Raw genomic sequence first — 25,077 nt, forward strand, 5'->3', positions numbered from 1 at the left:
GGGACGGGGATGAGGATGCGCTACCTGTGGTCGATCCCGGCTGCTGCCGTCGCCTGGTTCGTGGGTGGCTTCTCCGCCGTGTATCTGAAGGGTCTGCCGAGCGGTACGACGATGTTCGTACCGCCGCGGCTGGATCTCTTGCTGCTAGGCGGATTCGCCGGGGGAGTGCTGGCCGGTCTACTGGTCGCCCGCGTCCGCGCGACCGTACCCCTGGTGCTGATCGTTGCCGCCGGCGCCTGGTGGCTGACCGGCAATCCCTGGCAAGAGCGGGAGTTGCTGATCTCGTTGCTGGTGGCAAGTGCTGTCGGCGGCGTCTTGGGTGCCCTAGGCACCAGAAGCTCGGTGGTCGCCGCATTTGCGCTCGCGTTGCCTCTCGCGTGGTACGCGCGCCGTCCGGCTGGTCAGCTGACCGACTTCCGCTGGCTCTGGCAGCTGAACGGGCTCCTTGTCGGTGTCGGTCTCGCGCTGCTGCTGTACGTCGCTTGTTGGTTGCGCGGGTGGCGGTCGGCGTACTTCTGGGTGCCGTTGATTGCGTGGTACCTGGCCTCGTTCGGTTTGGTCGCGGCGGTGCAGGCGGTCGAGCGGGCGCCGAGCGGTCAGGGGTTCAACCCGACGGTGGATGCGGCGATGGACGCGTTCTTCAATTCACTGGGACCGATCTTGCGGGAGTACGGGGCATGGCTCGTGGTGGCCGTTCTGCTCGCGATCCCGATGGTCGCGCTCAAGCTGCGCGCCCTGCCGCCGGTCCCGCCGCCGCCCGACCCGTACGCCGACCGGACGAACGACGCCGTACTGGGTGACGACCTGGACTGGATCGACCGCGACGAGCCTCGACGCCGCTTGTTCTCCCGCCGCAACACGCCGGAAAGCGCAGTCTGAGTGAACGTTCAATCATAAGCTCGTCGGTGACAGAGACCGCCCCTCTCTCACCAGGAGTCGCTTTCATGAACCTCCGCATCGTCCTTCTCGGCGCCACCACTCTCGTGCTTGGCGCCGTCGCCAGCCCGGCGTCGGCGTACTCGGAAAGCACCGCGTGTGAGCCCGGCCAGGCCTGCTTTTATGAGACGACAAGCTTCGGCGGGAAGAGCGCGATCTACAACGACGTCCCGACCGCCTGCACCCAGCTCGCCCTCGCCCCTGGTTCCCTCTTCAACTGGTCCTCCGAAGACGTCCTCCTCTACCGCACCCCCGACTGCTCGGGGAGCCCTTCCCTCGAGCCGGCCAACAACTTCCACAGCTACCCAGGCACGAAGTTCCTCAGCTTCCGAGCCGGCTGATCAGTCCGCCTCGCCGGACCTGCGCCACTCATCAACCCCCTTTCAGGTCCTCCCCGCTCAGCGCGCTGAGCGTGAACCCCGCGACCGCCGCCAAGTTAGTGAGTGGCGGCGGTCCGCCCCGCACGATCTCCCCTCGCTCCGGGCACGCGCGCTCCTTCGCCCGTGTGCCCCACCCGCCCGTTCACGCGGCTGCCGCCGCTTCCCTCAAACGCTTCCGCCCAGCTGTTCATTCGCAAGCAGCCGCCGCTCCAGCCCGCTCCTGCGTCGCGTGCACCGCGGCTAGCTGACAGGTGGTTGTGGGGGTGGGGGCGCGGCGGAGCCCGATCACCGAGGGCTGGGTGGTGCCGGGGCTGGGGGCACCCGGCTGGTGGTCCGGCTCATGCGATTCCCCCTCGCTCCGGGCACGCGCGCTCCTCCGTCGCGTGCTCCCGCCCGTGCGCCCCACCCACCCGTTCACGCGGCTGCCGCCGCTTCCTTCAAACGCTTCCGCCCAGCTGTTCATTCGCAGGCAGCCGCCGCTCCAGCACGCTCCTGCGTCGCGTGCACCGCGGCTAGCTGACAGGTGGTTGTGGAGGTGGGGCGCGGCGGAGCCCGATCACCGGGGGCTGGGGTGGTCAGCGGTCGCGCTGGCGCGGTCTTCAGGGGCTGGGTGGTCACCCGGTGGTGTTGGCGCGGTCTTCGGGGGCTGGGCTGGGGTGGTCACCGGTTGGTGTTGGCGCGGCTTTCAGGGCTGGGGTGGTGTTGGCGCGGTTGTCAGGGGGTGGCGCGGTTGTCAGGTGGAGCTCGCGGGGTGGGGCGTCGTTCGGTTCGTGCTGGACGCCCGCGCATTGTCGGTAAGGACACGTAGTAGTGCCGCAACACCGGTCGCCGCGCGCTCACCCACGCTTGACCGGAGCCTTCGGAGGCGACCTCTACGTGTCCTTCCCGACGCCTGTCCCCCCTCGCTCCGGGCACGCGCGCTCCTTCGTCGCGTGCTCCGCCCGTGCGCCCCACCCGCCCGTTCACGCGGCTTCCGCCGCTTCCCCTCAAAAGCGTTTGCACCCGACCGTTGATTCGGAAGCAGCCGCCGCTCCAGCCCGCTCCTGCGTCGCGTGCACCGCGGCTAGCTGTGAGGTGGTTGTGGGGGTGGGGGCGCGGCGGAGCCCGATCGCCGGGGGCTGGGTGGTGCCGGGGCCGGGGGCGCGCCGGGGCCCGGTCAGCGGGGCTGGGGGTGGCTGGTTCGCGGCTGGTGGTCGCCAGACCTGATTGATTGGCGTGGGCTGGTGGTTCGCGCGGAGGTGGGCGATTCGCGCAGGTGGCTAGCAGCTTCCCGCGGGCTAGCGGAAAAGCTTCCGGCGGGCTAGCGGATCGGGCGACCGTTGGCGTCGAGGGGGACGGCGGTCCAGTCTGGGGCGGGGACGCCCTCGAAGGCGACTGCGAAGAATCGCTTGGTGGTGCTGGCGGGGGTGCCGACCGCGTCGACGACGTAGGTGTGCTTGCCGTGGGTGACTCGGACCTTGCGTGCTGCGGCGGTGGTCGTGCCCGCGAGGATGCCGATGCTTTCGCCCTCGCGCCCGAGGCCTGCCCGGAGCCGCGGGTAGCCGTCTGGCTTGCACTTCGGGCCTTCGCCTGAGGTCATCGAGATTGTGTCCGGATTGCTGATGCCGCGCCACAGGTTGGCGTTCTGGAACACCACGCAGCCGTGGCGGGCGCCGACGATCCAGTGGTACTTCCCGACCTTGCCCTGGGCGAAGTGGTACAGGTCATGCGTGCCCGGAACCGCCTTGTGCACCCACGGGTCAGGCAGGCGGAACGTGGGCTGCGGAACGAGCGTCGGTTTCGGGAGAAGCGTCGGTTTGGGGATGAGTGTCGGTTTCGGGGTGGCGGCGGTCTGGGTGTCGGGTCGCAGCAGGGCGCCGGCGAGTGGTGCGGCGGTGAGTGCGGCCGCGGTGATTGCGGCGGTGGCGAGGACGCCGACGGTGGTCCGGCGACGGCGGCGGCGGGTGATGCCGGTTCGCACCAGGCCGGCGGGGTCGATGGGTTCGGGGCGGTCGTCGGTCAGGGTGGTGAACTTGTCGGCCAGGTCGTGGGTCATGCGATGCCCCTTCCGGCCAGGACGGCCAGTTCATCGGGTGCCGTGAAGTCGAGGTCCGCGCGCAAGGCGTCCAGGCCGCGGCGGGTGTGTTGTTTGACCGAGCCGACCGAACAGCCGAGCAGGTCGGCGACAGTGCGTTCGGACAGGTCTTCGGCGTACCGGAGGTAGACGGCAGCGCGCTGTCGCGGGCTCAGCTGAGCCATCGCGCGTCGGAGCGCGAGCCGCTCGTCGACCTGGCCGGTGGCTGCGGCGATCGCGGTGTCGGGTGGAGTCTCGGTTGGGTGCTCACCGAACCAGCGACGCCGTCGGGCGGATAGGAACGTGGTAGTCACGATCCGCCGCAGGTAGGCCTCCGGACTGCCGGTGCCGGCCTTGCCCCAGTGGAACCACAGTTTGGTGAACGACTCCTGCGCGAGATCCTCGGCCCGTTGGTGGTCCAAGGTCAGTGCGTACGCCAGGCGGGCGGTCGCGCTCCAGCGCGCTCGCACGAAGTCGTCGAAGTCCGTCTCGGTCGGACGGTCTCTCATCGGCATCGCCTCCTCACCCCCTAGAACGCTGTGGCGAGCGTGCCAGGGTGACAGGTCAGCCGAGAAGCTTCTCGCCGATCCAGCCGGTGGGGTGGAAGCCGGGTGGGATGGCGAAGACGGCGGAGCCGATGGTGGTGGTCCACTCGTTGAGCGCGTCGGCCGCGTCCAGGCGAGCGAGCAGGGGGAGGAACTGCCCGGCGATGTCGGCTTGATAGCTGAGGAAGATCAGACCGGACTCGCGGTTCGTACCGGTGTCGTGGACGTAGTTGAGGCCCTTGCGGAAGATGCGGCGGCCGTCGTTCTCGGAGTGGTGGGAGAGGCGGGCGTGGGCGTTGGCTGCGATCGCCGGGCGGCCGTCGGCGTCGCGGGCCTCGAGGTTGAGCTCGTCGTGTTCGGCGGTGCCGGTAAGGGGCGCGCCGGTGCTGAGCTTGCGGCCGACGGCGCGTTCCTGTTCGGAGCGGGTGAGTTCGTCCCATGTGTCGAGGTTGAGCTTGATCCGCCGTACGACGAGCGTCGTGCTCCCGTCCGCCGCCCAAACCGTCGCGTCGAACTCAGGTGTCCCGACCGCGGGGTTGCCGGTGCCGTCCACCTGACCGAACAAATTCCGCCCGGTCACCGGCTTCCCGTCCGGCCCCGTGCTGTTCCAGAACCCCGTCTGCCGCCACACCGGCACCGCAAACGGCTTAGCATCCGCAACAAACCGCCGTACGGCGTGCACGACGCTCAGCTCGTCATCCGCGCCGACGAGGATGAGCAGGTCGCCGCCCGACCACTCGTCCTGCAGGCGGTCGTGCCGCATCACCGGCAGATCATCCAGCCCGGCCGGCTTGTTGCCGGTCAGCTGGAACACCCGCGGCCCGAATCCGACTGTCGTGGTGAGTGCGACGTTCGCGTTCGCCAGCTCCGGAGCCGGGTCGCCGGGCGCCGGCCGCCCGTTGCCCAACGCAACCACATCCGCCGACCACAGCCGCAGCAACCGCCCGAGAGCGGCCTTGTCGGTGCCGGGCTTGAGGTTGAACGCCACCAGCTCCCCGTGTCGAGGGGACGTCGCCGCGATGCCGGGCTGATGGTCGCCGTACGGCGAGATGAGTCTGCCGGCCGGTGTGGGTGCGGGCTGTTCCTTGTCGAGGGCAACGACGGCGGCACCGGTGACGGCAGCACCTGCGGCGGCTGCTCCGGCGTACCCGAACAGCTGCCGCCGCGACGGCTTCACTTGGGGGTTGGGGTGGGGTGGTAGTGCTCTTCTTCCTCGGTGAAGGCTTTCACGGGGACTTTGAGGTCGTGCGTGGTGTTGTCGGAGAACTTGAGGGTCAGGGGGACCTCGTCGCCGGGTTTGAGGGGGCTCTTGAGGTTCATCAGCATGATGTGGTCGCCGCCCGGGGCGAGGTGGGCGTGGGAGGTGGCGGGGACGGTGACGCCGCCGGCCTTCTCCTGCATCACCATCTTGCCGTCCTTCTTCGTCATCTCGTGCAGTTGGACCAGGCCGGCGACCGGAGAGGTTGCCGAGATCAACTTCACGTCGGCACCCCCGGGGTTGGTCAGGGACATGAAGGCTGCGGTCATCGACTTGTCCTTGGTACCGACCGTCGCGCGCACCCAGGCATCCTCGACCAGCACGCCAGGCGCTGCGGCGGCCGGTTGCGGGGTCGCCGCGGTTCCGCAGGAGGACAGCAGGACCGGGAGAGCGACAGCGATGGTGGCCGCGAGCAACTTCATCTTCACGCACGGCCAACGCCCCCGCCCTCCGCGGAGTTCCCGCTAGGCGTCGGAGGGATCCTCGGTTTCGTCGGAGGGCTTCACGAAGTCCGGGTCGCCGCCCTCGTCACCCGAGCGGGCACCCGCCTGGGCCAGGTGCGACACCGACTCCAGCTCGGCCAGCACAGTCTGGTGCTGATCGACACACAAGACGACCAGATCACCACGGTTCGACCGGGCCAGTGCGTGCCGGATCGCGGTCAGTTCGTCGATGACGATCTCGACCTGACGGCACCGAGCACCGGCGTCCATCGCGCTCCGCACGCCGGCCTCGATCAACGCCGCCAACTCACCGCGCTTCCGACCCCGCAGCCGTGCGTCCTCACGGACAATCACGACATCGAAGTGCTGAGCAGCGATCTCGCCCAGCTCGTGGATGTCCTCGTCGCGCCGGTCGCCCGCGGTGGCGATCACGCCGATCCGCGACGGCCGCCCAAGCTCGGACGACGCGATCAGGCTCTCGCCCAACCGGTCCACGAAGTCACCCAGCATCCGCATCGCAGGCGCGTTGTGGCAGTAGTCGACGATCACCGTGCGACCATCGACATCGATCTCGTTCAGCCGCCCAGGCGACAGATAGTACGACGTGTTGAACGTCCGCAGGCCTTGCCGGATGTCGTGCAGCGGCGCACCGGCGGCGAACGCGGCTGCAGCAGCGGCCATCGCGTTCTGCACGTTCATCATCGCCCGCCCACCGAACGTTGCCGGAAGCAAGTGTGTCCACGCGAGCTGCATCGAACGGCGGCCGTGCTTGACCACGATCATGTCGCCCAGGTCGGAGCGCTCAAGAACGACAGCACGTCCACCGCGCCGGCAGTGACCCTCGATGTAGTCGCGGACCTCGCTGCCTGGTTCGGCCATGCTGAACCACACGACCTGTCCGGAACACTTCCGCCGCATCTTGCGAACCAGCGGGTCGTCGGCGTTCAGTACGGCGTACCCGGTCCGCGGCACCGCCTCGACCAGCACGCCCTTCACGTCGGCCAACTGCTCCAGCGTGTCGATCCCACGCAGTCCAAGGTGATCCGGCTGCACATTCAGTACGACGGCAATGTCGTTGCGCTCGTAGCCGAGCCCCTCCCGCAGGATCCCGCCGCGGGCAACCTCGAAGACCGCAAAGTCGACGCGCGGATTCTGCAACACCATCCGGGCGGACTTCGGCCCGGACGCGTCCGACCGGATCACCAGCCGCTCGTCGATCACGATGCCGTCGGTCGACGTCATACCGACCTTGCGGCCCATGCCCTTGAAGACGTGGCTGATCATCCGTGAGGTGGTGGTCTTACCGTTCGTCCCGGTGACGGCGACGATCGGGATCCGGCTGGTCGCGCCCGGCGGGAACAGCATGTCGACGACCGGCTTGGCGATGTACTGCGGTTCGCCGATCGTCGGGTTGGTGTGCATCCGGAAGCCCGGAGCGGCGTTGACCTCGCAGATCGCGCCGCCGGTCTCGCGCACCGGCTGGGTGATGTCGGGGCAGATGAAGTCGATACCGGCGATGTCGAGCCCGATCATCCGGGCCGCTTCCTCGGCGATCTCGACGTTCTCCGGGTGCGCTTCCCAGGTCCGGTCGATGGAGATGCCACCGGTGGACATGTTGCCGGTGAGCGTCAGCTTCACCATCACGTCCTCGGGCGGTACGTCGTCCAGTTCGAAACCCTGGCTGCGGACGAGCTCCCGGGCGGCCGCGTTCACCGTGATCCGGGTCAGGATCTTCTCGTGCCCGACACCGCGGCGCGGGTCGGCGTTGGTGATGTCGACCAGCTCGGCCACCGTGTGCACGCCGTCGCCGACCACGTGCGCGGGGACGCGCTCGGCAATCGCTTCCATCCGGCCGTTGATGATCAGACAGCGGTAGTCCTTGCCGACGACCATGTTCTCGACGATCACCCAGCCGCGGCGGGACTGCTCGGCGGCGATCGGGAAGGCCTCCCGAACGTCGTCGGCGTTCAGCAGGTTCAGGCAGACGCCGCGGCCGTGGTTGCCGTCGAGCGGCTTGCACACGACCGGGTAGCCGATCTTGTTCGCGATCGAGACCGCCTCGTCGACTGTCCGGATCGACTCCGACCGCGGCACCGGCAGACCGGCCGACGCGAGCAGCCGGGTGGTCAGGTCCTTGTCACTAGCCACGTCGACCGCGATCGATCCGGTCTCCGACGTCATCGTGGCCCGGATCCGCTTCGCGTGCACACCCTGACCGAGCTGAACCAGGCTGGCCTTGTTGAGCCGGATCCACGGGATGTCCCGGGAGACCGCCTCGTCGACGATCGCCTGCGTGGACGGACCGAACGCCGTACGCTCGGCCTGCTTGATGAACTTCTCCAGCTCGACAGTGAAGTCGAAGTCCGGATCCGGCTGGACGAGGTTGTTCACGAACCGGACGGACAGCTCACCGGCCGCGAGCCCGACCGCCTCATCGGCGTACGCGTAGACGATGTTGTAGGTGCCGGGACGGCCCTTGACCTGGCGGGTCTTGCCGCGCCGCATGTCGTGGCCGGCCTCCTGCTGCAGCTGCAGCGCCACGTGCTCGGCGATGTGGCCGAGCCAGGTGCCCTCGTTGAGCCGCTCGATGAAACCGCCGCGGCGGCCGCGCGAGCAGTGGTGCTGGTCGAGCCGGGGCAGGTGCTCGAGGAGCTTCTCGGTGAACCCGGGGATCGTGTTCGACGGGAAGTTCTCCAGCGAGCCCAGGTCGACGACCAGGTGAATGGCCGGGTCGTAGCTCCACACGTTCGGCCCGCGGTAGACGCGGGTCTCGATGATCTTGAGGTCCGGACTCGGCGTCCCGTGGGTGTCGGTTGAATCGGTCATGCGGTCCCACTGTCTGGTTGCAGGCGGTCGGGGGTGTCGAGGTCGGCGCCGGCCGGGATCGGCTCGGTCGCCTCCGGTCTGGACTCCCCGGCGGCCGAGGACCGCGCGGTCTTGGCCGTCCGCCGCCCGGCCCGCTTCTTACGATCCGCGTAGTACTTGGGTGAGACGCCCTCGGCCGCGATCTCCTTCGCCAGCTTGCGCAGATCCGCCTCGGCGGCCTCCAGCCCGGCGATCTCCTCGGCCGGCGGCTGCGGCCCGTAGGAAAGCAGCACCCGCGCCTCGAGGTCGAACGTCGCCGTCGCCGGCAACACATGCAGTACGACGCCCGACGCGAGCAGCGGTTCGGACCGGCTCGCGTTGTGGGCGTTCGAGGTGATCCGGCTCCCGTCGAAGATCGTCACCGCGCCGCGGCCGACCACCTCGAGGTGAGTCCCTCGTACGACGGCCGCCGTGTCCTCGTCGACCCCGATCCCGAGCAGCCCGGGGGACTGGGCGACCAGCGACAGCAGCCGCCCGTACCGGTTCCGCTGGGCGAAGTGCTGGTCGACGATCGCGCCCTGGACCAGACCGAGCCCGTTGGACAGCTGGCTCATGCGCTGCCGCGGAGTCGCGCCCGACCGGCCGAAGGCGATCATGTGCTCGGCCAGGATGCTCGCACCGGCCGACGTACCGCCGACCGCCGCCCCGCGCGCGTGAGCCGCGGTCACGGCCCGACCGAACGCCGTACCGGTGACAACCCCGGACAGCTTCAGCTGGTTGCCACCGGTCATGAAGATGCCGGTGGCGTCGTGCAGCGGTGCGATGAACGCCGGGTCGTCGGCGTCCTCCCGGTTCTCCGGGCGGACCCCGACGACGCTCTGCGCACCGAGAGCCGCGAACAGCGCGTGGTAGACGTCGACCACATCCGGCCCGAGCGCGGACGCGGTGGGTACCACCACGATCCGCGCCTTCGAGCCACCGGCGGCCTCGACGAACTCCTGCAGCACCGTGCGCTTCTTCAGCTTGTCCTCGGCACCACCGATGGCGAACAGGGCCCCCGGCCCGCTGTTCACCCCACCCAGCTGTTCTGACATAGCCGAAGGATAAGTGCTCGGCCCCCAGGAGGCCGCAATCCGGCCTTACTGCTGGATGGGATTGCCGTCGGTACCGCACACGTAGCCGGCCCGGATGCAGTTGTCGACGCGCCGCTGGAGCTCGGCCGGGTCCCAGACGTTCAGGAAGTCGCCATGGAACGTGTAGCCGGGTGCGGTCGTGACATTGCTCCCGTTCCGGGTGCCGGCCAGGGTGAGTCCGCCACCGTTGACCGGATAGGTGATCAGGAACTCCAGCCGCGGTACGACGACCGGATGCGTGGACGGACACGTCGTACCGACCGGGAACGCCATGTGGTCCTTGTGGTTCGGTGAGTCGAGCCGGGTGCCGTCCCAACACGTCGGGAAGTCCAGGTAGTTCTCCAGCTTGGTACCGGCCGGACAGACCAGGAAGTCCCGGCTGGACTGGCTCTGGCCGACACAGGACCACCGGGCGGCCGGGTTCTGGTCCGGACTGGTCGCGAGCGCATTGCCGATCACATAGCGCAGGCCCTGTGGATAGGCCCGAGCGTTGGTGCGGTCGGTGATGCCCTGGTAGTAGATGGTCACTCGCTCAGGCGCGACCGGTACGCCGTTCTTGTACAGCGTCGGAGTCCAGTACGCCGATTTGTCCGACACCGGATCGCAGTTCGTGCCACCGAGCCGCAGCGACTGCAGAGTCGAGTTGGCGTTGGTCGTGGTGTTGCCGAAGAACTCGTGGATGTGTGAGCCGCCGGACTGGCCGGGGAACACGATCGGATCGTCACCGGCCCGGTGACTGCTGCGGCACTCGGCCCGGAACTCCGAGCCGCGAACCGGTGCGGCCTGAGCGGCCATCATGGCCGCCTCCTCCGCCTTACTCGGTACCTGACCGTGTTGCGAGTGGTCCATGGTCGAGTGGTCGACGCCCGCCTGGCTGGTGGGCTGGTCGTGGATCACCAACGCGGTGACCACACCGACCAGCACCACACCGGCGGCGAGAAGCTTCGCCGTACCCATGTCAGTGTCCGAAGGTGAACCAGTTGACGTTCACGAAGTCCGCCGGCTGACCACTCGTGAAGGTCAGGTAGACGTCATGGACTCCAGTGACCGCGCTGATGTTGGCCGGTACGCTCCGCCAGCTCTGCCAGCCGCCTGTGTTGGCGACGGCGAAGCTGCCGATCGGAGCGTTGCTGCGGCTGTCCAGGCGTACCTCGACCAGCCCACTGACCCCACCGGAGGCGCCGGAGGCGACGCGGCCGACGAACTGGCGTGCTGCGGAACTGCCGAAGTCGATGGCTCGGTAGCGGGCCCAGTCACCATTGCCGATCGCCATCAGGTTCTGACCGCCGCCGGAGTCGCTGGTTGCCTCGACTCCCGTACCGCCCTGCTCCTGGTAGGACTCGGCCTGCAGGGTGCTGTAGGCGTTGCCACCGCCACCCGGCGGGGGAGAGGACGGTGGCGGAGAGGTCGGCGGAGGTGTGGTGCCGCCGCCCCGCTGCGTCACCGCGACGTAGTCGACGATCATCGGGCGGTCAGGCACGGTCTCGGCGCGCGGGGTCGGGCCGTTGAGCGCGTCCGGGAACGCACCGCCGATCGCGACGTTCAGCAGGATGAAGTACCCCGCATGCGAGGTCATGTTGGCCCAGGTGTCGGCCGGGAGCTGATTCTGACTGATCGTGTGGAACTGCTGACCGTCGACGTACCAACGGAACTGGTTCGGCGAGATGCTCGTGTCCCACTCGAACCGGTACGTGTGGAAGGCGGACTGACAGCTGGAGCCCGGGCAGGCGCGGTTGCTGGCGATACCGGAGGTCTCGTTGCACGGGCCGCCGGGGTTCACGCCGCAATGCAGCACAGCCCAGACCGAGTTGATCCCGTTGACGTTCTCCATGATGTCGAACTCGCCGATCCCCGGCCAGTTCCAGTAGTTGCCGCGGTACGGCGACCCCAGCGCCCAGAAGGCCGGCCAGTAGCCGAGAGCCGCGTTGCCGGTGACGTTCGGCATCTGGATCCGGCTCTCGATCGCCAGTACGCCGTTCGACGGGGGCTTGAAGTTGCTGCGCTGAGTCTCGATCCGGGCCGACGTCCAGTTGCCGGCGCCGTCGCGGCGCGGCGTGATCCGCAGGTTGCCGGCGCCGTCGAGGCCGAGGTTGTTCGTACTGCTCGTGTAGTTCTGGATCTCACTAGTACCCCAGTTCCCGGGACCGCCGGGATAGGCGTGACCGGTGTCGATGATCCAGTTGGCGCCGGACGGCAGCGTGTTCGCCGGTCCGTTGAAGTCGTCGACCCAGACTGTGGACCAGCCGGCCGGTGGGGTTGGGGCGCTCGCCTGCGCGACGACGGTCAGCGAAGCGGCGATGAGGATGGGGGCGGCGAGTGATGCGATGAAGAGTGGGCGGGAACGCATGGCGACCTCCGAGGCGGGTCGAGGCCAACAGTTGTCGCCAATGTGAGCGCTCTCACGCTCGCTGTCAACAGTTCACAACCACAGCCGATGAACCGTCGTACTGCGCCGGACCCGCAGCCCGAGGTGCTCGTACATCGCCAGCGCACCGGTTCCCGAATGCGTCCACAGGATCAGGTTGTCGCGCCCGAGCCGGTGGAATTCGGCGGCCGTCCGGTCGAGCATCGCCCGCGCGATTCCCCGGTTCCGGTGGTCGGTGGCGACCGCGAGCTGTTCGACGTACCCCTCGTCACCGTCGAGCGCGATCACCACCCCGACCAGTACGTCGCCGTCGTACGCGAGCGTCGACGCGTCCGGCCGGAGGCTGTCCCGCGCGACCGTCAGCTCGGCCCACTCCTCAAACGACTTCCGCCGGGACCCGAACTCGGCGAACGCGTCCTCAACCACGTCATGCGCCTCCTCGGCACGAGCCGAGTCATAGGCCTCCAACCGAATCCCAGCCGGGGCCTCACACGGTTGGCTCCTGAGCGGACGCTCCAACAACCAGTTGATGGCAAGAACGTCGTACCCCCGCGCCTGCAGCAGCTCGGTCCCAGCCTTGTCCGCGTCATCGACCGTCTGCGCGATCCAGTCGCTCCCGACCTCCCGCGACCGCCCCTCGGCCCAGTCGAGCAACCGGCTCCCGAGCCCCAGTCCCCGGTACGACGGATGCACGTCCACCTGAGCCCGTTTCCCGCCGTGGTTCCACGCCCACCCGGCGAGCTCGCCACCCGGCGCCTCGAGCACAAGCGTGTCGACCTCCAAGTCGATCAACGGCCGCCGCAAATCCGCCGCCACCCGATCCACAACCACCTCGGCCCGCCCATGCCACCCCACCTCAGCCGCCGCGATCACCCCGCAGATCGCCCCCGCATCCCCAACCTCCGCAGCCCGCCCACTGAACTCCACAACCCCAGAGCGTAAGCCCCCGTTAGGCGGGTTGGTCGGCGTCGGCGGTTTCGACTTCCTCGCGGCTGATGCCGAGGAGGTAGAGGATCGTGTCGAGGTAGGGGACGCTGACGTGGGTGTCGGCGGCGGCCTGTACGACGGGTTTGGCGTTGAAGGCGACACCGAGGCCGGCCGCGGCGAGCATGTCGAGGTCGTTGGCGCCGTCGCCGATCGCGACCGTCTGCGAGAGCGGGGTCTTCGAGCGCTCGGCGAACTGGCGCAGGGCCGTGGCTTTGCCGGCCCGGTCGACGATCTCGCCGATCACGCGGCCGGTGAGTTTGCCGTCGACGATCTCCAGCTCGTTCGCCTTGGCGTAGTCGATCCCGAGCTCGGCCGCGAGTTTGTCGGTGATCTGGCTGAAGCCACCACTGACGATCGCGAACTGGTACCCGAGCCGCTTCAGCGTTCGCACGAGCGTCCGCGCACCCGGTGCGAACTGGATCGCGTCGTACACGTCGTCGAGTGCGGACGCCGGCAGCCCGGCCAGCGCCTTGACCCGGTGCTCGAGGGACTCGGCGAAGTCGAGTTCGCCGCGCATCGCCTGATCGGTGACCCGGGCAACTTCGGCCTCGCGACCGGCGTGCCCGGCGAGCATCTCGATCACCTCGCCCTGGATCAGCGTGGAGTCGACATCCATCACGATCAGCCGCTTGGCGCGCCGGTACAACCCACCGTCCTGTACGGCGACATCGAGCCCCTGCCGCACCCCCTCCTGCGCGAGCACGGTTCGCAGCGTCTCCGGTTCCGCACCGGAGACCGCGATCTCCATCGCCGTCACCGGGTACCGCGCCATCCGGCTGATCCGGTCGATGTTCGCCCCGGTGTCCGCGATCCGCCCGGCGATCGCCGCGAGCCCGACCGCCGACAGCGGATGCCCGATCACGGTCACTTGGCTGCGGCCCTTGCGCCGGGGTTCGTTGTCGCCGACACCCTTCTTGACCGAGATGTCGATGTCGAGCGCGGCCGCGAGCTGCTTGAGCTCTTCCTTCAGGTTCTTGTGATCGCGCGGTGCCGACAGCAGCACACCGAGGATCAGCCGACCCCGGAGCACGACCTGCTCCGCGTCGATGACCTCCAGCCCGCGGGTGGCCAGCGTGGACAGCACGGCAGACGTCAGCCCCGGCCGGTCCGTACCGGTCAGCGTGACCAGCAGTGTCGGACGATCCGAAGAATGCATCTCAACCTCAGGCAGCAATGTCATCTCACCCTGAACGCTACCCACAACACCTGTCACCCAGTGGTCCGGTCCACATCCCAAACATGAACAGGGTCAGTCGGGGAGCGGGGGAGCGCAGGCGGCGACGAGGGCTCGGCGGGCGGCGGTGGCCAGGGCGAGGAGGGTACGGCGGCGTGCGTCGGCGTCGGTGGTGGTGATGGCGGCGCCGTCGTCTTCGAGGGCTGCGTCGGCGATCGCGAGTAGCCGGCGGGCCGTGGCAGCCGACTTGACCGCGCGGGACGGGTAGCCGGGAGCCAGGTCGTCGCCGCGGCCGGTGCCGATCCGGCGGATGTCGATGAGGGCGTCGGCCACCTCGGGCTTCCACCGGGCGACATCCAGGGCGGCCAGTGAGTCGGCGGCTTCGATCATCGCGAGGCGCAGAGCGCGGTCGGCCTCGCCGAAGTCGGCCAGCGGGGGACTGGTGGCGGGGAGTGCGGTCCATTGGACAGCAGGACCGACGTACGCCGGAACCAGGCCGAGGTCCGGTCCGGTGAACACGACTGCTTCGCCGGACTCGAGGGCGAGCTCGTTGAACGCCGGTGGTCCGGCCAGGCCGATCGGGTCGCCGGGAATCGGCAGCGCGAGGTGCGCCTGCTTGGTACCGGCAGCACGCAGCAGGTTGAGCGCAACGGGCAACGTCGCGGGCTCGGGATGGCCTGGCAGTCCGGCGACGTGGTGCCCGACGTCCGCACCGAGGATCTTGTGCGCGGCGGTGTCGGGATCGCAGGCGCCGGTCAGCATCGCGTTCGTCCACACGGTGAACCGGACCGAGGCGGAGGTGGTCAGCACGCATGCCAGTGTCTCACCCGCGTGCCCGGCGTACGGCACCCGGCAGGCACCACGTAGGTTTGCCCGCATGACTGCTGTGGTGGAGCTGGCAGATGTCTCGATCGTGCGCGGTGGCGCGCGGCTGCTGGACGGTGTCGAGTGGACGGTCGACGAGGCCGACCGCTGGGTCGTGATCGGACCGAACGGTGCGGGCAAGACCACCCTGCTGCAGATCCTGGCCGCCCAGATCCACCCGACCTCGGGTGTCGTCGGTCTGCTCGGTGAGGTACTCGGCGCGATCGACGTCTTCGAACTCCGCCCGCGCATCGGCATCACGAGCGCGGCACTGGCTGACCGCCTGCCGAGAAGCGAGCGAGTCTCCGATGTCGTCGTCTCCGCCTCGTACGCCGTCCTCGGGCGCTGGCGCGAGGAGTACGACGAACTCGACCACCAGCGGGCCAAGGAGCTACTCACCGAACTCGGTATCGCGCACCTGAGCGACCGCACGTTCGGCACGCTGTCGGAAGGTGAGCGCAAGCGCGTCCAGATCGCCCGCGCGCTGATGACCGACCCCGAACTGATGCTGATGGACGAGCCGGCCGCCGGCCTCGACTTGACCGGCCGCGAGCAGCTGGTCCGCTCACTCAGCTCGATCGCCACCGCCGTCGGTGCCCCCGCGATGGTCCTCGTCACGCACCACGTCGAGGAGATCCCGCCCGGGTTCACCCACGCCCTCCTGCTCAAGCAGGGCCGGGTCGTCTCCGCCGGCCCGATCGCCCAGGCCCTCACCTCCGAAACCCTCAGCGACACCTTCGACATCGCCCTCTCCCTCACCCACGAGGACGGCCGCTACACCGCCCGCGCCCTCTGACCCAGCCCTGGTGGGAGCCGGATGGGTAACGGGTGCGTCATAGAGCCTGCCGAAAGTCCCGAACGTGGATAGGGTTGGCAGATGGATTGGTTGCGCGAGAACCTGTGGGTCGCCTGGCTGTCGATTGCCGGCGTACTGGCTCTGGCCGAGCTTGCCTCGCTCGACTTCACCTTGCTGATGCTGGCGGCCGGTGCGTTCACGGCCGCGGGTGTGGCGGCGGTCTTCCCCGGACTGCTCTGGCTGCAGATCGTCGTCGGCCTGGTGACCGCGGCCGCGATGCTGGCCGCGATCCGGCCGATGATCGTCCGGAAGATCCATGACGGCAAGGAGCTGAAGACCGGTTCGGCGCACGTCATCGGGCGCACCGGCACGGTCGTGAAGGAGATCCACCCCGACGGCGGTGGCTCGATCCGGCTCGGCGGTGAGCTCTGGACAGCCCGCCCGTACGACGATGTGTCGACGATCAAGCCCGGGACGCGGGTCGAGGTGATGTCGATCGACGGCGCGACCGCGGTGGTCTATCCGATCAGCGAGCCGGTGCGCCACGAACTGGACACGCACCCCGGGCTGAACGACCCTGAGCCAGGTCCGCAACCGCCTCAGTCGCCCGCGCAGTAGGCTCGAAAGCAGGGACGTCGAGCAAGTTGCTCGAACAGGCAGCGACGCGCCGGGAACCGGACCGCCACTTGCCCCGTCGATAGGAAAGACTGTCCGTGCCTTGCGGGTTCTGTCGAGTTGGAGGGTCCAGTGATCGGCTTCCTTGTGGTGCTGGCGATCGTCGCCATTCTGGTGATCGTCACCCTGGCCAAATCAGTAAGGGTGGTGCAACAGCAGACCGTCGGGATCGTGGAGCGGTTCGGCAAGTACAAGACCGGCCTGCAGCCGGGCCTGAACCTGCTGACCCCGTTCGTCGACAAGGTCCGCTACACCATCGACATGCGCGAGCAGGTCGTCTCGTTCCCGCCGCAGGGCGTGATCACCGAGGACAACCTGATGGTGTCGATCGACTCCGTCATCTACTTCCAGGTCAACGACCCGGTCCGGGCGACGTACGAGATCTCGAACTACATCCAGGCCATCGAGCAGCTGACCATGACGACGCTGCGGAACATCATCGGTGGTATGGACCTCGAGCAGACGCTGACCTCCCGTGAGGAGATCAACGAGAAGCTCCGCTACGTGCTCGACGAGGCCACCGGCAAGTGGGGGATCCGGGTGAACCGGGTCGAGCTGCGCTCGATCGACCCGCCGCCCTCGATCCAGGACTCGATGGAGAAGCAGATGCGCGCGGACCGCGACAAGCGCGCCGCGATCCTGACCGCCGAGGGTATGCGGCAGTCCGCCGTTCTGTCGGCCGAGGGCCAGAAGCAGTCCGCGATCCTGACCGCCCAGGGTGACAAGGAGTCCCGCATCCTGCGCGCGCAGGCCGAGCGGGAGGCGCGGATCCTGAAGGCACAGGGTGAGGCGCAGGCCATCACCACGGTCTTCAACGCGATCCACGCCGGCAAGCCGGACCAGGGTCTGCTGGCCTACCAGTACCTGCAGATGCTGCCGTCGATCGCCCAGGGCGACGCGAACAAGCTGTGGATCGTGCCGAGTGAGATCGGCGATGCGCTCAAGGGTCTGGGCAGCGCGGTCGGCCAGGTGGCCGGCATCCCGCAGAAGGCCGAGGGCAACTGGCAGGCGCCGGAGATCACCGATGCCGCGGCCAGCCCGGAGGTCGAGGGCGGTGTCCAGGACAAGGCCGTCGCGGAGGCCGACAACGCCGTACAGGAGGCCATCGCGGCCGCCCAGAGCGCCGCGGTCAGCGGCCGGACCACTCCGGCTCCGGCGCCGTCGACCAGCCCCGAGCACACTCTGCCGGAGGCAGAGCCGCCGCTCGAGCGCTGAGCAACGTCACGACAGGGCCGTCCGGGTTTCCGGGCGGCCCTGTTCTTCGTTCACCCTCCGGACCGGATCGCGAGGTTGGTCGTCCGGCACCGTAGAGTCAGGCAACGATGACATGGTTCGAGGCGCTGTTCGTCCTGGTGGCGGGAATGGGCGCGGGCACGATCAACGCCGTGGTGGGTTCAGGCACGTTGCTGACCTTCCCCGCCTTGCTCGCTGTCGGCATCCCACCCGTGCTCGCGAACGTCAGCAACAGCGTCGGTCTGGCTCCCGGTACGGCGGCCGGTGCGATCGGTTACCGGCGTGAGCTGGAGGGCCAGCGCGGGCGGATGATCCGGCTGATACCGGTCTCGTTGATCGGCGGTGTCATCGGGGGAGTGTTGTTGCTCACCACACCCGAGTCCGCGTTCCACGCCGTCGTACCGGTTCTGATCCTGCTGGGCTGTCTGCTGGTCGCGTTCCAGCCGTGGTTGTCGAAGTGGATCAGCGTCCCGTCGCACACTCATCGCGGCGCGTGGTGGGTGCTGCCCGCGGTCTTCGCCACCGGCGTGTACGGCGGGTACTTCGGCGCAGCTCAAGGTGTCCTGCTGATGGCGATCCTCGGCCTCGGCCTGGATCCGGACCTGCAGCGGATGAACGGCCTGAAGAACGTGCTGGCCACGGTCGTGAACACGGTGGCCGCGATCCTGTTCATCATCGTCGCCGACGTGGACTGGCTGGCCGCGGCCCTGATCGCCGTCGGATCCACGATCGGTGGATTCCTGGGCGCCCGCTACGGCCGCAAGCTGCCGCCGATCGCGTTGCGCGGGCTGATCGTGTGTATCGGCATCGTCGCCATCGTCACGATGCTGTTCTGACCGTCAGACCCGCCAGCAGCAGGTCGAGCCCGTAGTCGAACTGTGTCTCGCCACCGGTCGTCCGAGCGAGCTCGGGAGCCAGCTCGATCACGGTCGGAAAGTCCCGTGACGACAGCGATTCCATCGATGCGCGCAGTCGCCGCAACGAGTCCGGATCGGACTGCTCGGCCGCCATCTGGATCTCCCAGGTGGTTGCCCCGAGCACGTAGGTGAACAGCGTCGTGTGGGTGCGCGCCGCGATCTCCGGTTCGAATCCGGCCGACCGCAGTACGCTCAGCAGACCTTCGGCGACCCGGGCGGTCTCGTGGCCGCTCAGCGGCCGGCTCGCCAGTAGTTGCGCAAGGCAAGGATGCTGGAGCATCAGGACACGCAGATCCCGGCACACCGACCGGACCTGGTCAGGCCAGGGGAGACCCTCGGGTGGGGGCGGCATCAACCCCATCAGGTGGTCGCGGATGGCGTCGTACAGGTCGTCCTTGTTCCGGAAGTAGGTGTAGAGGGCCATCGGCCCGACCCCGAGCTCACCGGCGACCCCGCGCAGGCTGAACCCGTCGGCGCCCTTGGCCTCCATCAGCTCCAGGGCTGTCCGGACGACCAGCCCCGAACTCAGTGTGTTCCGCGGTGTCCGCGCCATGTGTGATGCAGCTCCCCTTCAACTCACGCTGCGTTCTCTAACGTACAGTGTATAGTACAACGTATGCGAGCAATCGAGATCACTGAATTCGGTGGACCTGAGGTCCTCAAGGTCGGCGACGTTCCGGATCCGGTCGCCGGTGACGGCCAGGTGCTGATCACCGTCGATCACGCCGGGATCAACTACGCCGACACCCACCAGGTGGAGAACAGTTACCTGCAGGCGGCCAAGCTGCCGATGATTCCGGGCGGCGAGGTGGTGGGTCACACCGCCGACGGCCGCCGCGTCGTCGCGCTGGTCGGTTCCGGCGGATACGCCGAGCAGGCTGTCGCCCACGCGCCGTACGCCTGGGATGTTCCCGAGGGCGTCACCGACGGGCAGGCCCTCGCGCTGGTGCTGCAGGGCACGACCGCCTGGCACCTGCTGAAGACTTCGACGCACTTCCAGCCCGGTGAGTCCGTGCTGGTGCACGCCGGTGCCGGCGGCGTCGGATCGCTCGCCATCCAGCTGGCCAAGCACTGGGGCGCCGGCCGCGTGATCGCGACCGCGTCGTCGGAGGAGAAGCGCAAGCAGGCACTCGAGCTCGGCGCCGACGCGGCCATCGACGGTACGCCGGAAGGTCTCAAGGACCGCATCATCGAGGCGAACGGCGGCAAGCCGGTCGACATCGTGCTCGAGATGGTCGGCGGACCGACATTCGACGAGTCGTTCGCGGCGCTGGCCAAGTTCGGCCGCCTGGTCACCTTCGGTGCGGCCTCCCGGCAGTCGGCGGCGCCGATCGAGTCGAGCCGGCTGATGAAGGGCTCCAAGACCATCGTCGGCTTCTGGCTGGCCGACTGCTTCGGCGACCCGAGCCTGCTCGGTGACCCGCTGACCGAGCTGTTCGGCCTGGTTGCCGACGGCACGCTGCGCCCGATCGTCGGCGGCGAGTACGGACTGTCCGAGGTCGCCACCGCTCACGAAGACATGCGAGCCCGCCGTACTGTCGGCAAGCTCGTCCTCGACCCCACGCGCTGAAGGAGAGACATATGACCACCCCGGTTGAGAAGGTTCTGTACACCGCCAAGGCCACCGCGGAAGGCGGCCGCGACGGCAAGGTCGCCAGCAGCGACGGCAAGCTCGAGGTCATCGTGGCCCCGCCGGCCGAGCTCGGTGGGACCGGCAACGGCACCAACCCCGAGCAACTGTTCGCGGCCGGCTATGCCGCCTGTTTCCAGAGCGCGATGCTGACGGTCGCCCGCCGGCTCCGCGTCGACGTGACCGGTTCGACCGTCACCGCCGAGGTCGGTCTCGGCGCGATCGCCGGCGGCGCCTACGGCCTCCAGGTCGCGCTCGTCGTCAGCCTGCCCGGTCTCGAGCAGGACGTCGCCCAGGACCTGGTCGAGAAGGCCCACCAGGTCTGCCCGTACTCCAACGCCACCCGCGGCAACATCGTCGTGGACCTGAAGCTGGCCTGATGAAGCTGGACTGACTCCGTCCAGTCAGTCCAGGCGCGCCAGGGCCTCTTTCAGGAGGCCCTCGGTCGCGCTGACGGGTGCCGCCGCGATCGTGAGCCCCTCCATGATCGCGGCGTACTCGTCGACCTCCTCGAGTTTGTCGAGGTAGAGCGCGCTCGCCGCGTGCTCGATGTAGACGATGTCGGGCAGGTCCCCGTCGGGGAACCGCAGGATGCTGAACGCACCACCCGCGCCGGGATAGCCGACACTGCTGAACGGCATGATCTGCAAGGTGATGTTAGGCTCCCGGGCCACCGTCATCAGGTGCTCGATCTGAGCCCGCAGGATCTCGGCGCCACCGACCGGCCGGTGCAGCACCGACTCGTCGATGACCACCCACAGCCGCGCCGGCGTTGAGCGGCTGAGGATCTTCTGTCGCGTCACCCGGAGCGCCACGCGCTGCGCGACCTCTTCGTTCGGCAGGTAGGTCTTGCCGAGCTGTACGACGGCCCGCGCGTACTCCTCGGTCTGCAGCAGCCCGGGGACGAACATCACCTCGTACGTCCGGATCAGCGTCGCCGCGACCTCGAGACCGACGTAGTTCGTGAACCAGGTCGGCATCACATCGCCGTACCGGGACCACCAGCCGGGGTTGTTCGCGGCGCGCGCCAGCTCCATCAACCGGAAGCGCTCGTCGTCGTCGCGCATCCCGTAGAGGTCGAGCAGGTCGCTGACATCGCGTTCCTTGAAGCCGACCCGGCCGAGCTCCATCCGGCTGACCTTCGACTCCGAGGCTCGGATCTGCCAGCCCGCGTCGGCGCGACTGATCCCGGCCTGCTCCCGCATCCGCCGAAGCTGGCCGCCCAGCATGATCCGCAGTGCCGTCGGCCCACCGTCACCACTGCCGCCGCCGGTCACCGTCACCCCATCACCCGCCACACCCGTCCACTCACCCATTTCAGCCCGCGATGCTACTCCGTGTCCACGGGCCAGGGCGGGTCGCCGCTCCGAGGAGCCAGATCACCTTTGCGCGAGCGCGAGCACGGTAGCTGTCGGTAGCTTCGCCAGTTCGGCGCCGTCGATCAAGATCTTGGAGGCGCGGATCCCGCTCCCGATCACCACCAGGCCGGCCGCGACGACCGCCTCGTCGACCAGCACCGGCCACTCGACCGGCAGTCCGATCGGCGTGATCCCGCCGTACTCCATGCCCGTCGTACCGACTGCGTCGTCCTGTGCGGTGAACGAGATCTTCCGGACGCCGAGGTGTTTGCGGATCACCCCGTTCACATCGGCGCGGTCGTCGGCGAGCACCAGCACCGCGGCGTACGACGACTCGCCGCCGCGCTTGCCGAGCACGATCACACAGTTGGCCGACGCAGCCATCGGTACGTCGTACTCCGCGCAGAAGGCGGCCGTATCGGCCAGGCCCGGATCGATCGCCGCCGCGTACGCCGGGAGGTCGCCGAGTGCATCACGAGTCGGCGCAGCCAGCAGCTCCGGTACGTCGGCCGCCGGCTGCCAGGCGAGTTTGCCGAGAACGGGTGCCGTCATCGCGCGTCCACGAGGTCGGCGTACTCGGTGTGTTTGGCCAGGTAGTCCTGGTAGTACGGGCAGGCGGGCTTGACCCGCAGGCCGAGCGCGCGGGCGTCGTCGAGCGACTTGACCGCGATCGCGCCGGCCACACCGCGGCCGCGGAAATCGGGCAGCGTCTCGGCGTGCAGGAAGCTGATCACGCCGGGGTGCAGCGCGTAGTCCACGAAGCCCATCAGGTTGCCGTCGGCGTCGAGAGCCTCGTACCGGCTGCGCTCCTTGGCGTCTACCACGCTGATCTCGTTCTGCATACCGGCAACTGTATGTCGGGTTTGGAATGCGGTGTCCAGGGGGTACGGGCTCCGATGGGCGTGTCCCAGCCGAGGGGCGCCGGGCTCGGGAGGAGCAGGGATGAGCAACGAGCACGCGCTGGACGAAGGTAAGGCGATACCCAGTCTCGTCCCGGCCCGAATGGACCGATTGCCGTGGACAAGATTCCACTGGATGATCGTCGTCGGTCTCGGTGTCTCGTGGATTCTGGACGGTCTCGAGATCCAGCTCGTCTCGCTGGTCGGCAACACGTTGAAGGAAGGCGCGACCCTCGGGCTGTCCACCGCCGAGGTCGGTCTGCTGGCCTCGATCTACCTGGCCGGCGAGGTGGTCGGTGCGCTCTTCTTCGGCCGGCTGACCGACAAGTGGGGCCGGCGCAGCCTGTTCATCATCACGTTGATGGTCTATCTGATCGCGTCCGGCGCGGCCGGTCTGACCTGGGACTTCTGGTCGCTGGCGCTGTGCCGGTTCGTGGCCGGGATGGGCATCGGCGGTGAGTACGCCGCGATCAACTCCGCGATCGACGAGCTGATCCCGTCGAAGTACCGCGGTCGCGTCGACATCGGCGTGAACGGCACCTACTGGGCCGGCGCGCTGATCGGATCCGCGGTCGGTCTGGTCTTCCTGAACACCGACATCATCCCGATCGAGTGGGGCTGGCGACTGTGCTTCCTGGTCGGTCCGGTGATGGGTCTGATGATCATCTACCTGCGCCGGCACATCCCGGAGAGCCCGCGCTGGCTGATGACGCACGGCAAGGTCGCCGAGGCCGAAGCGACCGTCGACCGGATCGAGGACACCGTGCGCGCCCAGGGTGGTCAGCTGCGCGAGGTGAGCCCGGACGAGGCCATCAACGTCGTCGACTATCCGCCGGTGACGTACCGCGAGATCGCCCGGGTGATGTTGCGCGACTACCGCAGCCGCTCGTTCCTCGGCTTCTCGATGATGGTCACCCAGGCCTTCCTCTACAACGCGATCTTCTTCACCTATGCGCTGGTGCTGAAGTCGTACTTCGGGCTGAGCGACTCGGGGGTCGCGTTGTACTTCTTCCCGTTCGCGATCGGCAACCTGGCCGGGCCGCTGTTGCTCGGGCACTGGTTCGACACCATCGGCCGGCGGAAGATGATCTTCGCGACGTACTCGATCGCTGCAGTCGTACTGTTCATCACTGCGCTGCTCTTCAACTCTGGTGTGCTGACCGCGACCACGCTGACGCTGATGTGGTGCGTGGTGTTCTTCTTCGCCTCGGCCGGTGCCTCGTCGGCGTACCTGACGGTCAGCGAGATCTTCCCGATCGAGTTGCGCGGCCAGGCGATCTCGTTCTTCTTCGCGATCTCGCAGCTCACTGGTGGAGTTGTGGCACCGTTCCTGTTCGCGTCGCTGATCGGTGAAGGTGAGCACCCGGCTCGCGGTCCGCTGGCGGTCGGTTATGTCATCGGTGCGGTGGTCATGTTGATCGGTGGTGTGATCGCCTGGTTCTTCGGCGTCGATGCCGAGGGGCAGTCGCTGGAGAACATCGCGAAGCCGCTATCTGCGCGGGAGGGCGGTACGACGTTCCAGGGAGCGGCTCCGCGACTGCCTAGCACCGATGCGCAGGGCCGCCGGATCACGCCGGTCAAACCCGAGTCGGAACAAGGCGGGGGTGAACCGCCCGTCAGCTGAGTGCGCGGCGGATGGCGTCCATCACGTCGGATGCCATCCGCTTGCTCACCTCGGCGGTCGCGACCAGGCCGGAGCCGTGGAAGGTGCCGCGGTAGTGATGCAGTTCGGTGCTGACTCCGGCTTGGAGGAGTCGCTGGGCGTAGATGATTCCTTCGTCGCGCAGCGGGTCGAACTCACACACCGAGACGTATGCGGGCGGGAGGCCGGACAGGTCCTCGGCACGGGACGGAGCGGCGTACTGGAGTCCTAGGGTTTCCGGTGTGCCGGAGAGGTAGTACTTCCAGCTGTACTCGGCGGCTGGGCGGTTCCAGAGCGGGGTGTCGACGAACTCCCGCATCGACTCGGTCTCGAGGCGGTCGTCGAGCTCGGGGATCTCTAGGACCTGAAAGCAGATCGCCGGGCCGCTTCTATCGCGGGCCAGCAGAGCGACGCCGGCGCTCAACCCACCACCCGCGCTGCCGCCGCCGACCGCGATCCGGTCGGGATCGATACCGAGCTCTTTGGCGTTGGCCGCCAACCACTCGAGCGTCGCGTAGCAGTCCTCGAGGCCCGCCGGGAAGGGGTGCTCCGGCGCGAGCCGGTAGTCGGGGGAGACGACCACCGCGCCGGCCCCGGCCGCGATGTCAACCGCGCCCTGTTCCATCATTTCGATGTCGCCCATCACGAACCCACCGCCGTGGATGTAGACGAACCCGGGCCGCAGCCCGTCCAGCCCCGTCGGTGTGTACACCTTCGCGCGAATGTCGTAGCCGTCCCGCCCGCGGATCGTCACCTCGCGGATCTCGATCCCATCCGGTACGACGACCGGCGGAATCAGGTGCTGCATCTCCGACCGCTGCGCCCGCACGACCGCCATGTCACTCAGGTCGACCTCCGGAATCATCGCCAGCCAGGGCGTCAGTTCCGGGTCGATCGCGTACTTCGTCATCGTGGTACCTCTCTGCTCGCCGACCCCTCGAGCATCCCGGCCCGGCCCACCACCGCGCAGCCGCCGGGTGGCGG

General features: G+C 68.4%; 25 protein-coding genes. 9 read left to right on the top strand and 16 right to left on the bottom strand.

All coding sequences use genetic code 11. The features are described 5' to 3' along the window. Window positions 1–15: 15 nt before the first annotated feature. Complete coding sequence (locus tag ACFTSF_RS30675) at window positions 16–879, top strand: hypothetical protein (protein WP_380157745.1); 864 nt, start codon at window positions 16–18, stop codon at window positions 877–879. Between the two features lie 65 nt (window positions 880–944). Further along, a complete protein-coding gene (locus ACFTSF_RS30680; protein WP_380157747.1) occupies window positions 945–1,277 on the top strand; it encodes a peptidase inhibitor family I36 protein in 333 nt (110 codons plus the stop codon). Between the two features lie 1,339 nt (window positions 1,278–2,616). On the opposite strand, the gene ACFTSF_RS30685 is transcribed toward ACFTSF_RS30680, so the two are convergent. The 11 genes from ACFTSF_RS30685 to ACFTSF_RS30735 all read right to left on the bottom strand — a co-directional run bounded on the left by ACFTSF_RS30685 (window position 2,617) and on the right by ACFTSF_RS30735 (window position 14,889). Beyond that, window positions 2,617–3,351, bottom strand: coding sequence for a hypothetical protein (locus ACFTSF_RS30685; protein ID WP_380157749.1), 735 nt, complete (start codon window positions 3,349–3,351; stop codon window positions 2,617–2,619). After that, a complete protein-coding gene (locus ACFTSF_RS30690) occupies window positions 3,348–3,878 on the bottom strand; it encodes a SigE family RNA polymerase sigma factor (RefSeq protein ID WP_380157751.1) in 531 nt (176 codons plus the stop codon). Before ACFTSF_RS30690 ends, ACFTSF_RS30685 begins: the two co-directional genes overlap by 4 nt. Window positions 3,879–3,933: 55 nt before the next feature. After that, window positions 3,934–5,091: a Dyp-type peroxidase gene (locus tag ACFTSF_RS30695; protein ID WP_380157753.1), complete on the bottom strand. Its 1,158-nt coding sequence runs from the start codon at window positions 5,089–5,091 to the stop codon at window positions 3,934–3,936. Next, a complete protein-coding gene (locus ACFTSF_RS30700) occupies window positions 5,088–5,594 on the bottom strand; it encodes a copper chaperone PCu(A)C (protein WP_380157845.1) in 507 nt (168 codons plus the stop codon). Before ACFTSF_RS30700 ends, ACFTSF_RS30695 begins: the two co-directional genes overlap by 4 nt. A gap of 42 nt (window positions 5,595–5,636) precedes the next feature. Then, window positions 5,637–8,441 carry a cyanophycin synthetase gene (cphA, locus tag ACFTSF_RS30705; protein ID WP_344158368.1) on the bottom strand — a complete coding sequence of 935 codons (2,805 nt, stop codon included), beginning with the start codon at window positions 8,439–8,441 and terminating at the stop codon, window positions 5,637–5,639. After that, on the bottom strand, window positions 8,438–9,514 hold the full coding sequence (locus ACFTSF_RS30710) for a cyanophycinase (RefSeq protein ID WP_344158366.1): 1,077 nt from the start codon (window positions 9,512–9,514) through the stop codon (window positions 8,438–8,440). The genes cphA and ACFTSF_RS30710 overlap by 4 nt, the downstream gene beginning before the upstream one ends. Window positions 9,515–9,559: 45 nt before the next feature. After that, window positions 9,560–10,510 (bottom strand): DUF1996 domain-containing protein, encoded by a 951-nt coding sequence (locus ACFTSF_RS30715; protein ID WP_380157755.1) that lies wholly within the window; start codon window positions 10,508–10,510, stop codon window positions 9,560–9,562. 1 nt (window position 10,511) lies between these two features. Then, window positions 10,512–11,900, bottom strand: coding sequence for a glycoside hydrolase family 16 protein (locus tag ACFTSF_RS30720; RefSeq protein ID WP_380157757.1), 1,389 nt, complete (start codon window positions 11,898–11,900; stop codon window positions 10,512–10,514). 72 nt (window positions 11,901–11,972) lie between these two features. Continuing rightward, window positions 11,973–12,845, bottom strand: a complete 873-nt coding sequence (locus ACFTSF_RS30725) for a GNAT family N-acetyltransferase (protein ID WP_380157759.1) — start codon at window positions 12,843–12,845, stop codon at window positions 11,973–11,975. Window positions 12,846–12,867: 22 nt separating this feature from the next. Further along, window positions 12,868–14,085 carry a phosphoserine phosphatase SerB gene (serB, locus tag ACFTSF_RS30730; protein ID WP_380157761.1) on the bottom strand — a complete coding sequence of 406 codons (1,218 nt, stop codon included), beginning with the start codon at window positions 14,083–14,085 and terminating at the stop codon, window positions 12,868–12,870. Between the two features lie 69 nt (window positions 14,086–14,154). Then, the gene (locus tag ACFTSF_RS30735) at window positions 14,155–14,889 is read right to left on the bottom strand and encodes a hypothetical protein (RefSeq protein ID WP_380157763.1); all 735 of its coding nucleotides are present in this window, start codon (window positions 14,887–14,889) and stop codon (window positions 14,155–14,157) included. A 67-nt stretch (window positions 14,890–14,956) separates the two neighbouring features. Between ACFTSF_RS30735 and ACFTSF_RS30740 the strand changes: the two genes are divergently transcribed. From ACFTSF_RS30740 to ACFTSF_RS30755, 4 genes are all read left to right on the top strand, one after another. Next, window positions 14,957–15,739, top strand: coding sequence for an ABC transporter ATP-binding protein (locus ACFTSF_RS30740; RefSeq protein ID WP_380157765.1), 783 nt, complete (start codon window positions 14,957–14,959; stop codon window positions 15,737–15,739). Window positions 15,740–15,820: 81 nt separating this feature from the next. After that, window positions 15,821–16,357, top strand: a complete 537-nt coding sequence (locus ACFTSF_RS30745) for an NfeD family protein (RefSeq protein WP_344158352.1) — start codon at window positions 15,821–15,823, stop codon at window positions 16,355–16,357. A 132-nt stretch (window positions 16,358–16,489) separates the two neighbouring features. Further along, the gene (locus tag ACFTSF_RS30750; protein ID WP_380157847.1) at window positions 16,490–17,629 is read left to right on the top strand and encodes an SPFH domain-containing protein; all 1,140 of its coding nucleotides are present in this window, start codon (window positions 16,490–16,492) and stop codon (window positions 17,627–17,629) included. 107 nt (window positions 17,630–17,736) lie between these two features. Beyond that, window positions 17,737–18,483 carry a sulfite exporter TauE/SafE family protein gene (locus ACFTSF_RS30755; protein ID WP_380157767.1) on the top strand — a complete coding sequence of 249 codons (747 nt, stop codon included), beginning with the start codon at window positions 17,737–17,739 and terminating at the stop codon, window positions 18,481–18,483. Here ACFTSF_RS30755 and ACFTSF_RS30760 read toward each other — a convergent pair. Further along, window positions 18,467–19,117 carry a TetR/AcrR family transcriptional regulator gene (locus ACFTSF_RS30760; protein WP_380157769.1) on the bottom strand — a complete coding sequence of 217 codons (651 nt, stop codon included), beginning with the start codon at window positions 19,115–19,117 and terminating at the stop codon, window positions 18,467–18,469. The two genes, ACFTSF_RS30755 and ACFTSF_RS30760, sit on opposite strands and share 17 nt — an antisense overlap. 63 nt (window positions 19,118–19,180) lie before the next feature. Here ACFTSF_RS30760 and ACFTSF_RS30765 point away from each other — a divergent pair, with 63 nt between their 5' ends. Together ACFTSF_RS30765 and ACFTSF_RS30770 are read left to right on the top strand one after the other, a co-directional pair. Continuing rightward, the gene (locus ACFTSF_RS30765) at window positions 19,181–20,134 is read left to right on the top strand and encodes an NADPH:quinone oxidoreductase family protein (RefSeq protein ID WP_344158346.1); all 954 of its coding nucleotides are present in this window, start codon (window positions 19,181–19,183) and stop codon (window positions 20,132–20,134) included. A gap of 11 nt (window positions 20,135–20,145) precedes the next feature. Next, a complete protein-coding gene (locus ACFTSF_RS30770; RefSeq protein WP_380157771.1) occupies window positions 20,146–20,574 on the top strand; it encodes an organic hydroperoxide resistance protein in 429 nt (142 codons plus the stop codon). Window positions 20,575–20,598: 24 nt separating this feature from the next. Here the strand turns inward: ACFTSF_RS30770 and ACFTSF_RS30775 are convergent, their stop codons facing one another. The 3 genes from ACFTSF_RS30775 to ACFTSF_RS30785 all read right to left on the bottom strand — a co-directional run bounded on the left by ACFTSF_RS30775 (window position 20,599) and on the right by ACFTSF_RS30785 (window position 22,394). Further along, on the bottom strand, window positions 20,599–21,423 hold the full coding sequence (locus ACFTSF_RS30775; protein ID WP_344158774.1) for a helix-turn-helix transcriptional regulator: 825 nt from the start codon (window positions 21,421–21,423) through the stop codon (window positions 20,599–20,601). Between the two features lie 150 nt (window positions 21,424–21,573). After that, window positions 21,574–22,104 (bottom strand): YbaK/EbsC family protein, encoded by a 531-nt coding sequence (locus tag ACFTSF_RS30780; protein WP_380157773.1) that lies wholly within the window; start codon window positions 22,102–22,104, stop codon window positions 21,574–21,576. Beyond that, window positions 22,101–22,394, bottom strand: a complete 294-nt coding sequence (locus ACFTSF_RS30785; RefSeq protein WP_344158340.1) for a GNAT family N-acetyltransferase — start codon at window positions 22,392–22,394, stop codon at window positions 22,101–22,103. The genes ACFTSF_RS30780 and ACFTSF_RS30785 overlap by 4 nt, the downstream gene beginning before the upstream one ends. A gap of 100 nt (window positions 22,395–22,494) precedes the next feature. Between ACFTSF_RS30785 and ACFTSF_RS30790 the strand changes: the two genes are divergently transcribed. Further along, window positions 22,495–24,075, top strand: coding sequence for an MFS transporter (locus tag ACFTSF_RS30790; RefSeq protein ID WP_380157775.1), 1,581 nt, complete (start codon window positions 22,495–22,497; stop codon window positions 24,073–24,075). On the opposite strand, the gene ACFTSF_RS30795 is transcribed toward ACFTSF_RS30790, so the two are convergent. Continuing rightward, window positions 24,068–25,003 carry an alpha/beta hydrolase gene (locus tag ACFTSF_RS30795; protein WP_380157777.1) on the bottom strand — a complete coding sequence of 312 codons (936 nt, stop codon included), beginning with the start codon at window positions 25,001–25,003 and terminating at the stop codon, window positions 24,068–24,070. The two genes, ACFTSF_RS30790 and ACFTSF_RS30795, sit on opposite strands and share 8 nt — an antisense overlap. Between the last annotated feature and the right edge of the window lie 74 nt (window positions 25,004–25,077).

The sequence above is a fragment of the Kribbella sp. NPDC056951 genome (assembly GCF_042674205.1).
Taxonomy (GTDB): Bacteria; Actinomycetota; Actinomycetes; order Propionibacteriales; family Kribbellaceae; genus Kribbella; species Kribbella yunnanensis.